Origin of the sequence: Rhodococcus sp. DN22 (genome assembly GCF_036669995.1) — a bacterium.
Lineage (GTDB): Bacteria > Actinomycetota > Actinomycetes > Mycobacteriales > Mycobacteriaceae > Rhodococcus_F > Rhodococcus_F erythropolis.
The window spans coordinates 4,721,210-4,733,262 of sequence record NZ_CP133326.1 but is presented as its reverse complement, the minus strand read 5'-3'; the positions used below and the strand labels follow the sequence as shown (position 1 = coordinate 4,733,262).

Sequence of the window (12,053 nt, the reverse complement as noted above, 5' to 3'; positions counted from 1 at the left end):
GCGGGGGGTTGATAAAGGCGCACAGCAGGAGGGCGGCGACTCAGTCGTGCGAACTCATGACGTGCTTGAGACGGGTGTAGTCCTCGACTCCGTAGGCCGAGAGATCCTTGCCGTAACCGGAATACTTGAAGCCGCCGTGCGGCATTTCGGCGACGAGCGGGATGTGGCAGTTGATCCACACCGCACCGAAGTCGAGAGCAGCGGAGACGCGTTGCGTGACACCGTGATCCTTGGTCCAGATGCTCGAGGCCAGGCCGAACCGAACGTCGTTGGCAAGCGTGATCGCCTCCTTCTCGTCGGAGAAGCTCTGGACTGTGAGGATAGGACCGAAAGTCTCTTCCTGCACGATGTCGTCCGATTGCGCGACGCCGGTGATGACGGTCGGCTCGAAGAAGAATCCGGTTTCGCCCGAACGCTTTCCGCCGGTAACGATCTTGGCCGACGCCGGCAGGTTCGCGATCTTGTCGCTCACGGCGTTGAAGTGATTGATGTTGTTGAGCGGGCCGTAGAAGGCATCAGGATCGGAAGGCGCTCCGGGGCGCAGCTTCTCGGCGTTCCGGACGAGGGCTTCGACGAGCTGATCGTGGATGGACTCGTGAACGATCACGCGAGTGGCCGCGGTGCAATCCTGGCCGCCGTTGAAGAACGCTGCCTCGGCGATGCCGGTGGCGGTCTTCTCGATGTCGACGTCGCCGAAGACGATCGCCGGCGCTTTGCCGCCCAGTTCGAGGTGCGCGCGCTTGAGCTGCTGTGCTGCGGACACGGCGACAGCGATGCCTGCCCGCACCGAACCGGTGATCGAGACGAGACCGAGGGCCGGGTTCTCCACCAACGTCGCGCCGGTTCCGCCGTTGCCGAGCACGACGTTGAACACGCCGTCCGGCAGGATGCCCTTCGAGAGCTTCGCCAGGACCAGCGTGCTGCCCGGTGTGGTGTCGCTGGGCTTGAGGACGATCGTGTTGCCGGCCGCGAGGGCGGGCCCGATCTTCCACAGCGCCATCATGAACGGGTAGTTCCAGGGCGTGACCTGACCGACGACGCCGATCGGCTCACGACGGACGTAGGAGGTGAAACCCTCCATGTACTCTCCGGCCGCCTTGCCCTCGAGAAGTCGTGCGGCTCCGGCGAAGAACCGCATCTGATCGGCTCCGACCTTGACCTCTTCGTCGGCGATCATCTGATGAGCCTGGCCGGTGTTGGCGCTTTCGGCTGCGACGATTTCGTCGCTGTGCGCTTCGATGGCGTCGGCGAGCTTGAGGAGTGCAGCCTGCCGCACGCTCGGCGTCGTCTTGCCCCAGGTCTCGAATGCTCTCTGTGCGGCTTCGACGGCGGCGTCGACGTCTTCCTTCGTGGAGACCGGCGTACGCCCGACCACACTCTCGTCCACGGGGTTGATCAGGTCGAGTGTTTCCGTCGCGGCTGAGGCGACGAATTCACCGTTGATGTAGTTCTCGAGTACGACGATCGACATCGGTACCGGTTCCTCTCGAGGTCGAACGAGTTCCGGCCGAGGTGATCAGCACGGAACTCGCACTTTGTGGGGCGTGTGTGAGCAAGTGTGCGCTGACTCACAAGTAAAGGCAGCTGCCAAAAAGGTGAAATCTTTGATCCCCGACGCACCGAGTTGTACAGTCCTGCCCATGACGATCGCTGTGCGGTGGATGTTGGCGCAGCCGGATCTCGCGCTGGAACTCAAAGGTGGCGCCCAGGGTGTCGGTCGCGAAATCACATTCGCGCACGCCACGGAGTTGCTCGACCCGTTTCGATGGTTGACCGGCGGCGAATTCATCCTCACCACCGGCATCCGATTGCCGTCCACTCAGCAAAAGCGCGGCCGCTATCTCCGGATGCTCGACGCGGCGGGAGTGGCGGCGGTGGGATTCGGAACCGGGCTCTCGTACCCCGAGGTCCCGGCCGATCTGGTGGCCGTCGCCGACGAGATCGGACTCCCGCTGATCGAGGTGCCGCTGCCGACGCCTTTTGCTGCCGTCGTCAAGCGTGTGATGAGCCGGTTGGCAGAGCAGGAATATGAAGCTGTCCTCCGGGCGTCGCGGGCGCAACCGCGGATGACGCGTGCCGTCATTTCCGGCGGAACGGCTGCGACCGTGCGTGAACTGGCGATCGCGACTTCGGCGACGGTGCTTCTTCTCGACGTCGCCGGAAGAGTTCTCGAGAGCTCACCTCAACTGCCGACGGACGACGTGATCGACGAACTGCGAGCAACTCTCGGGGGCGGTGCCTCTAGTAGCGTGACGCTCGCAAGGTCTGGAGCGTCGATCGCGGTGCAGCAGATCAGCGTCGGGCGAACGCCGTACGGATACCTGGCGGTGATCAGTGCTTCGGCGCTCAGCTACGTCGATCAGATACTGCTCGGTCACGCGAACTCGTTGTTGGCGTTGGACTTCGAGAAACCCGCGCGTCTGCGTGCTACTCAGGATCAGTTGAATTCGCACGCCCTCGGGCTGCTGCTCACCGAGGATCGCGACCCGGCGCCGGCGTGGCAACAGATCAGGCAGGCCGCCGACGGTGAGGGAATGATCCGAGGATTGACAGTTCTTGCCGACACGTCCGACGTAGCGGGACGCGTCGGAGCCGAGATTGCCGAGTTCATGAACAAGGCGGGGCGGCAGTTGTTCTCGCGGATCAACGACACTCGCGTCACGGTGCTGCTGCGTGGAACCGACGACGTCGAGTTCGCCCGAGAGTTGCTCGGCGGGGTATCGAGGTCGGATCTTCGCGCGCTTCGTGTCGGCTTGAGCGCGCGACGGGTGGTCGCTGCGCTGGCGGTCGCCGTCGAACAGTCCCAGCTGTGTGCGTCGGCGGCGGAAATCGGTGGCGAGCCTTTGGAATTCGCAGCTCTGACCGGAAGTGTGCTGCTGTCTTTCGATTCGACGCGTGAAGTGCTCAACACGCTGGCGGAAACGATGATCACACCGATCGAGGACTACGACCGTGACAACGGCACCGAACTGCTGGCGTCGCTGCGGGCATTTCTCGAGGCCAACGGACACTGGGAAGCGGCCGCCATCACGATGGGCGTTCACCGGCACACACTGCGGAGCCGAATGGCGAAGGTGGAGAGCCTGATCGACTGTCGGCTGGAAGTGGCCAGGGTTCGGGCCGAACTACTGCTCTCGATCATTGCCCGGCAATCGTGACTGCCGGGCAATGATCGAGACTTGGCAAAGCGGCCGTCAGGCCTTGCTGCGAGCGATGATGTCGGCTGCGGTTCGCTGACCCATCCGAACGGCACCGTCGACGTGCTGGTACCCCTCGGCCGCAATGTCGGAGCACGAGAAGTGAATCGGGCCGACGGGCGTGCGGGAATCCGCGCCGTAGCGGTGCAGGCCTCCGAGGTCGAAGCTCGCTGCGTACGCACCGCGGGTCCATTCCTCCGAGCCCCAGTCGGATTCGTAGTACACAACCGGCTCTTCGGCCTTCGGGCCGAGATAGCGGGCAAGTGAGGCCAGAATCGTGGCCTTACGCTCCTCGACGGAAAGCTCGAACATCGCGTCGGCCTTCTCGTCGGAGACGAACGCGACCAGGGTGCCGCGATCGTCCTCGTGGTTGGTGTTGTCGTACACCTCCTGCACTACCTCGGACGCGCCGAAGCCGGTGCCGGAGAGGCCGTCTTCGCGCCAGAAAGGCGTCTCGTACACCGCGTGGACCTTGATGACGAGGCCGAGGGACTGGTGCTGGTGCATCTGGTGCTGACGACGCGGCAGCGGGGGATCGTACGAGATCCGGGAGTAGAGGTTGGGCGGTACGGCCAGGATCACTCGGCTTGCCTCGACGCGAACATCGCCGTCCGCCAACACCGTTGCACCGGATTCGTTCCACTTCACCGTTCGCACGGGTGCGTTGAGGAAGAGGTCGTCGCCGAGGGCCTCTGCCATGCGGATCGATACCTGCTGCATTCCGCCGATCACTCGCTTGTCGAGGATGAAGTCCTCGTCGACGAGGTGGGAGAACGAGCCTGCGGAAGCGGCCATGAGTACGGCCTGCAGGGCAGAGAACGAGTGGGCGGGCTTGGTGAGCATGCCACCGGCAATGAAAAGACCGATGTTGTCACGTGCCTCGGCGTCGTCGGACTGATTGATCAGCCACTGCTTGAAGGAGACTGTGTCGAGATCGCGGGCGAGGGGATGTGCCCACGGTTCCTCGGCGCCGATCTGTGCTGCGAGATCGTCCATCTCGTCGATGAGACGGTCCATCTCCTTCTTCGTGGTGTCGTTCGTGGGGAAGGAATCGCCCGTGTACTGCGTCCGCTCGCCTGCCGACGAGATGTAGACGGACTCGCCCTCGCGGTAGCGCTCGAAAGTTTTCAGGCCGAGTTCGTCGAGCAAGGCGATCAGGGCGGTCTGGTCGGGGGAGACCCACTGGCCGCCGATTTCCAGAACTGCTCCGTCGATGGTGTCGGTCCACGTGCGGCCGCCGACGCGGTCGCGCGCTTCGATCACAGCGACGGTCAAACCGGCCTTGCGCAGCGCGGTTGCAGCTGCCAGGCCAGAGGGGCCGGCGCCGACGATTGCAACGTCTCTCTGGAGAGTAGGCACTTGCGAGCTCCTTCATGTTGAGCACCGCTCGAGTCGAAAGCTGCCGACGAGCGAGTGAACGGGTGTCGGTTTTCAGTCTGTCCCGAGGAGACGCACACCACACCTGACGAAACGGAGTGTTCGATCGTCGAACTTGTGCCGTTTAGGCGCGGCTAGCCGTTGATGACGTGACGATCGCCGAGCGGTCGGCTCAGCGGAACATCCAAGCTGCCGAACACGGCAACCAGAATGCACATCTTGTCCGCGGCCTCGGGCAGTGCCCCGGTTCGGAGCGTGACGATCACCGTCGTATCGGTCTCTTCGACGGTTGCGTACGCGCCGTAGCACTCCGGAGTGCCGGTCACGAAGTGGACGGCCACCGTGTGATCGTCGACCTCGGACCACGATTCGAACATCGTGGCCGTCGCACCCACGATGTCGGTGCGGCTGTCGAACTCCGTGCCCATCTCGCTGTCGTCGACCTCGTCGGGAACGGGGGTTCCGAGCGACCAGTCGGCGGGACTTGCTTCGTTGGCCGCCATCGGATTCGGTGCGGCAACCGGCCCCGTGGTCTGGGCCCCGACGGAGCATCCGGCCACAGCAAGGCAGGCCAGAACGGCGAGGGTTAGTACACGCATGAATCCACCGTAACCCTGCTCAAGCGAGTAGCGCTGTGACCAGCGCAATTGCGGGAATTGACGCCAAAGTGGTGACAAAGGCACTGTCTCGGGCGAGGACCATTCCGCGCCGATAGCGGCTTGCGTAGATGAAGACGTTCTGCGCCGTCGGCAACGTCGAGACGACCACGATGGCGAACAACTGATGACCGTCGATGCCGAGGAGGAAATGCGCCATCAGATAGGCCAGCACAGGTTGGACCACGATCTTGAGCGTCGACGCCAGCGCGACGTCGCGGCGTGGACTCGAGCCTTTCTCCAGCACCCGCACGCCGTAGAGCGAGAGCCCGAATGCCAACAGCGCACCGGGTACCGACGTCGCGCCGATCAATTCGAAAGGCTGCATCAGCGGCCGGGGCGGTACCCAACCGATCAACGCGACGATCAACCCCGCAGCGCCCGCGAGCACGATCGGATTCTTGAACGGGGCGGTGACGGTGTCGATCAACGAGAGCTTCTCGGCATCCGTGCCGCGAAGGGCCGTCAGATCGAGGATCGTCAAGGCGATCGGGGAGTACACGACGATCTGGAAGAGCAGGAGCGGCGCGACGAACGTGGCATCGCCGAGCACGAACACCGCGATCGGGATTCCGAGGTTGGCTGAATTCACGTACGAAGCCGACAGCGCGCCGATGGTCAGTTCGGGTAGCGGCCGGTTGAGCCAGATCTTTGCGACGACGACGTACAGAGCGCCGACGGCAAAGGCAGTAGCCGACGCAACGGCGAGCGTCGGCGAGAAGATCACCGAAAGATCAGACGACGCGAGGGTGGTGAACAGCAGGGCAGGCGTCGCGACGAAGAAGACGAGTCGACCGAGAACGAACTGTCCTTGGCTACCGAGGGTGCCGAGACGGCCGAGGAGATACCCGACCGCGATGACAACAAAAATTACGGTGAAACCCGCAACAACTCCCGACACGCTGCGGGCACCTCTCGACTGGAATGAACGACTTCGGGAAAATCTTAGTCAGGGCAACAAAAAGGCCGCGCAGTCGAGTGACTGCGCGACCTCTTCGGTACTTCTACGTGTGACTACCGAGCACGTATGACTACCGGGCGGCGGTGAAGGGGAGCAACGCCATTTCGCGTGCGTTCTTCACTGCAACGGCGACCTGACGCTGCTGCTGCGGGGTCAGGCCCGTGACGCGACGGCTGCGGATCTTGCCGCGGTCCGAGATGAACGTGCGAAGCAAGTTGATGTCCTTGTAATCGACATGCGTGATCTTCGCTGCGAACAACGGGTTCTTCTTGGGCTTACGACCCTCTACGGGGCGTGGCTTCTTCGACGGTGAACGCTTGACTGCCATCCGACTTCCTTACCAGCTCGACTTGTGTACGCCAGGCAGTTCCCCACGGTGCGCCATTTCTCGCACGCGAATCCGGGAGAGCCCGAACTTCCGCAGGTGGCCGCGCGGACGTCCATCCGCAGCGTCTCGATTGCGCAATCGTACCGGACTGGCGTCGCGTGGTAGACGTTGCAGGGTCGCTTGGGCCTTCGCGCGCTCCTCTGCCGAGCTTTTCGGGGAGCGGATCGTCTCCTTGAGAGCGGACCGCTGCTCCGCGTACCGCTCGACGACGACCCGTCGCTGGTTGTTCTTCGCGATCTTCGACTTCTTGGCCATGCCTACTTCTCTTCTCGGAAATCGACGTGCTTTCGCAGCACCGGGTCGTACTTCTTCAGTACGAGTCGATCGGGGTCGTTACGACGGTTCTTGCGGGTCACGTACGTGTACCCGGTGCCCGCGGTGGACTTGAGTTTCACGATCGGGCGGATCTCGTTGCGTGCCATCTGCTCAGACCTTCTCGCCGCGCGCGCGGATCCGGGCGACGACGGATTCGATGCCGTCGCGGTCGATCGTCTTGATGCCCTTGGTCGAGAGCGTGAGTGTGATGCGACGCCCCTCGCTGGGCAGGAGGTAGGTCTTGCGCTGGATGTTCGGGTTCCAGCGACGGTTCGAACGCTTGTGAGAGTGCGAGACGGATTTTCCGAACCCCGGCACACGTCCGGTCACTTGGCAGTGAGCCGACATGGGTGTTCCTTTCAACTTGCAGATGACAATCATTTTCGACAATGCGGTGAGATCAATGTACCGTTCAACCTCGGTAATGACAATCATTCCCAGAAAGGCCCGCTGTGAACACGATCTTGGACGGCAGGACTCCGCTGGTCCTGGTCGCCGGCATGAGCGAATCCACCCCACACACCGCACGAGCGTTGCTGCGGACCGGAACTGTTCTGGTCCACCACGACCTGAGCCACGTCCGTGAAGGGGTGGTCCGGCGGACGGTCACCTCGATGACCGGGAGTGCCGGGTCTGCCGGCACTGTGTCCGAGCGCGAGACGATCCTCGAGCTCGCGCACGGCTGCGTCTCCTGCACCCTGCGCGAAGACTTGCTGCCGCTCCTGCGCCGGCTTCACTCGCACAGTTCGGTGCAGCGGATCGTGTTGCTGTTGGACCGGCAACTCGAGCCCGAGGCGCTGTGCTGGGCGATCGAGCACGTCGTCGTGACCGGCGTCGTCGGCCAACTGGACGGACCGGCGCAGCGGGACGTCCGCGTCGACGCCGTCGTGACGTGCATCGATGCGGCGACCTGGCTGGCAGACGCCACCGGCGACGAAGCTCTCGACGACGACCGCACCCTGGCTCAGGTCGTCGTCGGGCAGGTCGACTTCGCCGACGCGCTCGTCCTACGCGGGTCCGATGCGCTCGACGGCTGGCAGCGGTCCCGCTTGAATGCGGTTCTCGCGCGCATCGCTCCACGGGTACCCGTCTTCGATGAGGGAGACGACATCGAGGCACTGCTCCTCGAGGTGCCTGCGGATGCGCGACGCGGTGAACTGGCCGACGCTCACTCACCGCTGTTGCGTCGCCAGCCGCCGCTCGACGACGACGGCGGAGTGATGCTCGTCGAGTTCACCGCGAACCGGCCGTTCCACCCCGGACGTCTGCACGAGGCGATCGACGTCCTGCTCGAAGGCGTCGTGTACTCCCGCGGACGAGTCTGGGTGGCGACGCAACCGGGTGAAGCGCTCTGGCTCGAATCGGCGGGCGGTGGCCTGCGAGTTGCCAGCGCGGACACCTGGCTTGCCGCGATGACGCCGGAGGAACGAGACCGCGTTCCAGCTGAACGCCGTGCACTCGCGGCCCTGAAATGGGACGAGCGTTTCGGTGATCGCGACACCTCGATGGTCGTTCTGACCTGCGGTGCGAACCCGCTCGAGATCGACCGAACACTGCAGCACGCCTTGGTCACCGACGACGAATTGGCGGACGAAGCGTCGTGGGCAACGTGGGAAGACCCGTTCGGCGAGTTTCATGAAGACCCGTGTGACGAATCCGAATCACCTTATGCCGAAACCGAATCAACGCGAGAGGGAAACGAATGAAGAAGCAGATGCACCCCGACTACCACCCGGTGGTGTTCCAGGACGCCAGCACCGGCAAGAGCTTCCTGACCCGATCGACCGTGACGAGTGAGCGCACCGTCGAATGGGAAGATGGTGGCACGTACCCGCTGCTGGTCGTCGACGTGACGAGCGACTCTCACCCGTTCTGGACCGGAGCGCAACGTGTGATGGACACCGCCGGACGCGTCGAGAAGTTCGAGCGGCGCTACGGAAAGCGCAAGGCACTCTGATGGCCGTTCCCAAGCGGAAGATGTCCCGTTCCAACACTCGCAGCCGTCGTGCCCAGTGGAAGGCGACGGCGCCCGATCTGGTCGAGGTCACGGCCTTCGGCCAGACCCACCGAGTCCCTCGGCGACTGGTCAAAGCAGTTCGGCTCGGGGTGATCGACCCGAGCCGCATCTGACCGTGCGATCCTTGGCCGGTGCTGCTGAGGATCCTCGAACTGGTGGGCATCGTGGCGTTCGCGGCCTCGGGTGCCCTGGTGGGCGTCACCAAGCGACTCGACATCTTCGGGGTGTGCTCGGTGGGTGTGTTCACCGGCATCGGTGGCGGTATCGTCCGCGACGTTCTCCTCGGCGTCCATCCGCCCAGCTCTCTGAGCAGTTGGCCGTACTTCGGAACCGCCGCCGCCACCTCACTCGCCGTGTTCTACCTCCACGAGCCGCTCAATCGACTGCGTCGTGAAATCCTGGCGCTCGACGCACTGGGGATGGGCTTGTTCGCGAGCACCGGCGCCGTCATCGCGCTGGACAACAACGCCAGTTCGCTGGCAGCGACGTTGATCGGTGCGACCGCGGCGATCGGCGGCGGCGTGATCCGCGACGTTCTCGTCAACGAGGTGCCACTGCTCCTGCACAAGGACCTGTACGCGGTTCCCGCACTGCTCGGCGCTGCGTTGGTGGTCACAGTCTCGCAAGCCGGACTGTCCACCAACGCCGCGCTGGTGTGCGGCACAGCGTTCGCCGCGGTGTTCAGACTGCTTGCGTTATGGCGTCATTGGAGCCTGCCCGGGCCGAGGCGAACCCGGGACTGACCGCGACACGCCGGAGGCCGGAATCGGACCCTCTCAGCCGCATCTCAGCACTTCAGTCCAAACTGTCGGTATGCGTATTTTGGTGGTCGACGACGACCGGGCGGTTCGCGAGTCGCTTCGGCGGTCGCTCAGCTTCAACGGCTACACGGTCGAGCTCGCGGTCGACGGACTCGACGCACTCGAGAAGATCCTCGCCAACCGGCCCGACGCCGTCGTGCTCGACGTCATGATGCCGCGACTCGACGGACTCGAAGTGTGCCGTCGTCTTCGCAGTGCCGGCGACGACCTGCCCATCCTCGTGCTCACCGCACGCGATTCGGTCAGCGAGCGAGTGGCCGGTCTCGATGCCGGAGCGGACGACTACCTGCCCAAGCCCTTCGCTTTGGAAGAGTTGCTTGCCAGGTTGCGTGCACTACTTCGCCGCACCGCGCCCGATCTGGACGCCGATTCCGAAATGATGGCGTTCGAGGACCTCACCCTCGACCCGGTCACCCGTGAGGTCAAGCGCGGAGAGCGATCGATCAGCCTGACGCGCACCGAGTTCTCCCTCCTCGAAATGCTCATGGCCAACCCACGCCGCGTACTGACCCGTGGACGCATTCTCGAAGAAGTGTGGGGATACGACTTCCCGACGTCCGGCAATGCCCTCGAGGTGTATGTCGGCTACCTGCGTCGCAAGACGGAAGCCGACGGCGAACCGAGGTTGATCCACACCGTCCGCGGAGTCGGCTACGTCCTGCGGGAGACGCCTCCGTGATCACCGCTCCGTTCGGCAAGAACGCCGAACCGAAGAAATCCTCCGCCACCCAAGCGTCCGTCGAAATGCGCCCGCCGATGCCACTGACCCGTTCGGTGTCATTGCGTTGGCGTGTGACGCTGCTCGCCGCGTCGGTGGTGGCCATTGCCGTCGCAGTCATGGCGATCGCTGCCTACGCGGTGGTTTCGCGTGCGCTCTACGCGGACGTCGATCACCAGTTGCGTACCAGGGCAGCGGTGCTCATCGACAGCAATGTCGTGCGATTCGATCCTCGCTACATCTCCGGTGCGACGCTGTACACCACCGACATCAGTGTGGCCCTGATCTTCTCGGACCTGAGCACGTACCAGCCGCCCGGTTCCGACGTGCCGATCGGTGAAGCCGAAGACGCCGTAGCGCGTGGCGAATCGGATTCCTCGCTGCGAACCGTCGACGGTCAGCGAGTGCTGGCTCAACGAACCCATGACGGAAGCACTTTGGTGATTGGTCAGCGGCTCGCGCCGACCGTTGCGGTACTGGATCGGCTGGCCTGGGTGCTCTTCGTGGTCGGTGGGTGTGGTGTCATCCTGGCTGCGGTGGCGGGTACTACCGTGGGCCGCACCGGTTTACGGCCCATCGCCAGGCTGACTGCCGCCACCGAACGAGTCGCCCGGACCGACGATCTGACGCAGATCCCCGTTACCGGCAGCGACGAATTAGCGCGCCTGACAGAGAGTTTCAACACGATGCTGCGGGCGCTCGCCGAGTCCCGTGAGCGTCAGTCTCGCCTCGTTGCGGACGCCGGACACGAGTTGCGCACACCGTTGACTTCGTTGCGTACCAACATGGAATTGCTGATCGCGTCCAGTCGCCCCGGTGCGCCGCAGATTCCCGACGAGGACATGGCAGAACTTCGTGCCGACGTCGTCGCGCAGATCGAGGAACTGTCGACTCTGGTCGGCGACCTCGTCGACCTGGCCCGTGAAGACGCACCCGAAACCGTGTACGAGCGCGTCGACGTCAGCGACGTCGTCGAGCGTGCGCTCGAACGAGCGCGGCGCAGGCGCAACGAAATCGAGTTCGAGGCGGTCACCACTCCGTGGTACGTCTACGGAGATCAAGCGGGCCTGTCGCGTGCCGTGCTGAACGTCCTCGACAACGCTGCGAAGTGGAGTCCGAAGGGCGAACAGGTACGCGTCGAAATGCGTCCGGTGGGTCAAGGATTGTTGGAATTGACCGTAAGTGATGCGGGACCTGGCATTCCGGAGGAGGATCGGGAGTTGGTGTTCGATCGTTTCTACCGGTCGACTGCGGCACGTTCGATGCCGGGATCGGGTCTGGGACTTGCGATTGTGCGTCAGGTCGTCGTCAAGCACGGCGGCACCATTGCGATCGACGAATCCGATCGTGGGGGAGCGCTTGTTCGTATCGTGCTTCCCGGTGAACCGGGGCCGAGTGCCGAGTAGCGTGTTCTGTAGACCCGTTTGGTCCCGCGCTTCGGTGACTGACGTCACGGCTTAATGCGTTCGGCCCGAAAGTCTTTCGGGCCGAACCGACAACACCGGTTTTTCACGTCAAACTCTGGGTAAAGTGACAGGCACGTCTCAGCGCCTTCTCAGCAGCGCAAGGCAGCATTGTCGGCAGAACAGTTGTGACTGCCCGT

At 63.8% G+C, this 12,053-nt stretch carries 15 protein-coding genes; 7 read left to right on the top strand and 8 right to left on the bottom strand.

What is annotated here, in order from left to right; all coding sequences use genetic code 11:
* Positions 1-40: 40 nt before the first annotated feature.
* The gene (locus RA302_RS21505; RefSeq protein ID WP_003946421.1) at positions 41-1,471 is read right to left on the bottom strand and encodes a gamma-aminobutyraldehyde dehydrogenase; all 1,431 of its coding nucleotides are present in this window, start codon (positions 1,469-1,471) and stop codon (positions 41-43) included.
* 169 nt (positions 1,472-1,640) lie between these two features.
* Between RA302_RS21505 and RA302_RS21500 the strand changes: the two genes are divergently transcribed.
* Entirely contained in the window at positions 1,641-3,158 is a 1,518-nt protein-coding gene (locus RA302_RS21500) for a PucR family transcriptional regulator (RefSeq protein ID WP_003946355.1), read from the top strand.
* A 36-nt stretch (positions 3,159-3,194) separates the two neighbouring features.
* On the opposite strand, the gene RA302_RS21495 is transcribed toward RA302_RS21500, so the two are convergent.
* The 7 genes from RA302_RS21495 to rpmB form a co-directional block, all read right to left on the bottom strand.
* Complete coding sequence (locus RA302_RS21495; RefSeq protein ID WP_070162010.1) at positions 3,195-4,556, bottom strand: NAD(P)/FAD-dependent oxidoreductase; 1,362 nt, start codon at positions 4,554-4,556, stop codon at positions 3,195-3,197.
* Between the two features lie 152 nt (positions 4,557-4,708).
* Positions 4,709-5,173 carry a hypothetical protein gene (locus RA302_RS21490; RefSeq protein WP_007727550.1) on the bottom strand — a complete coding sequence of 155 codons (465 nt, stop codon included), beginning with the start codon at positions 5,171-5,173 and terminating at the stop codon, positions 4,709-4,711.
* A gap of 19 nt (positions 5,174-5,192) precedes the next feature.
* Positions 5,193-6,131: an AEC family transporter gene (locus tag RA302_RS21485; RefSeq protein ID WP_054828132.1), complete on the bottom strand. Its 939-nt coding sequence runs from the start codon at positions 6,129-6,131 to the stop codon at positions 5,193-5,195.
* A gap of 130 nt (positions 6,132-6,261) precedes the next feature.
* Positions 6,262-6,519 (bottom strand): 30S ribosomal protein S18, encoded by a 258-nt coding sequence (gene rpsR / locus RA302_RS21480; protein WP_003946414.1) that lies wholly within the window; start codon positions 6,517-6,519, stop codon positions 6,262-6,264.
* A 9-nt stretch (positions 6,520-6,528) separates the two neighbouring features.
* Positions 6,529-6,834: a 30S ribosomal protein S14 gene (rpsN, locus tag RA302_RS21475; RefSeq protein ID WP_003946379.1), complete on the bottom strand. Its 306-nt coding sequence runs from the start codon at positions 6,832-6,834 to the stop codon at positions 6,529-6,531.
* 2 nt (positions 6,835-6,836) lie between these two features.
* Positions 6,837-7,001, bottom strand: coding sequence for a 50S ribosomal protein L33 (gene rpmG / locus RA302_RS21470; RefSeq protein WP_003946358.1), 165 nt, complete (start codon positions 6,999-7,001; stop codon positions 6,837-6,839).
* A gap of 4 nt (positions 7,002-7,005) precedes the next feature.
* Entirely contained in the window at positions 7,006-7,242 is a 237-nt protein-coding gene (gene rpmB, locus RA302_RS21465; RefSeq protein WP_003946346.1) for a 50S ribosomal protein L28, read from the bottom strand.
* 104 nt (positions 7,243-7,346) lie between these two features.
* On the opposite strand from rpmB, the gene RA302_RS21460 reads away from it, so the two are divergent.
* The 6 genes from RA302_RS21460 to RA302_RS21435 all read left to right on the top strand — a co-directional run bounded on the left by RA302_RS21460 (position 7,347) and on the right by RA302_RS21435 (position 11,856).
* Positions 7,347-8,600 (top strand): GTP-binding protein, encoded by a 1,254-nt coding sequence (locus RA302_RS21460; RefSeq protein ID WP_003946410.1) that lies wholly within the window; start codon positions 7,347-7,349, stop codon positions 8,598-8,600.
* The gene (locus RA302_RS21455) at positions 8,597-8,851 is read left to right on the top strand and encodes a type B 50S ribosomal protein L31 (RefSeq protein ID WP_003946367.1); all 255 of its coding nucleotides are present in this window, start codon (positions 8,597-8,599) and stop codon (positions 8,849-8,851) included. The genes RA302_RS21460 and RA302_RS21455 overlap by 4 nt, the downstream gene beginning before the upstream one ends.
* A complete protein-coding gene (gene rpmF / locus RA302_RS21450; protein ID WP_007727540.1) occupies positions 8,851-9,024 on the top strand; it encodes a 50S ribosomal protein L32 in 174 nt (57 codons plus the stop codon). Before RA302_RS21455 ends, rpmF begins: the two co-directional genes overlap by 1 nt.
* An 18-nt stretch (positions 9,025-9,042) precedes the next feature.
* Complete coding sequence (locus RA302_RS21445; protein WP_003946409.1) at positions 9,043-9,654, top strand: trimeric intracellular cation channel family protein; 612 nt, start codon at positions 9,043-9,045, stop codon at positions 9,652-9,654.
* A 70-nt stretch (positions 9,655-9,724) separates the two neighbouring features.
* Positions 9,725-10,411: a response regulator transcription factor gene (locus tag RA302_RS21440; protein WP_003946387.1), complete on the top strand. Its 687-nt coding sequence runs from the start codon at positions 9,725-9,727 to the stop codon at positions 10,409-10,411.
* A gap of 65 nt (positions 10,412-10,476) precedes the next feature.
* On the top strand, positions 10,477-11,856 hold the full coding sequence (locus RA302_RS21435; RefSeq protein WP_020908630.1) for a HAMP domain-containing sensor histidine kinase: 1,380 nt from the start codon (positions 10,477-10,479) through the stop codon (positions 11,854-11,856).
* Positions 11,857-12,053: the final 197 nt, after the last annotated feature.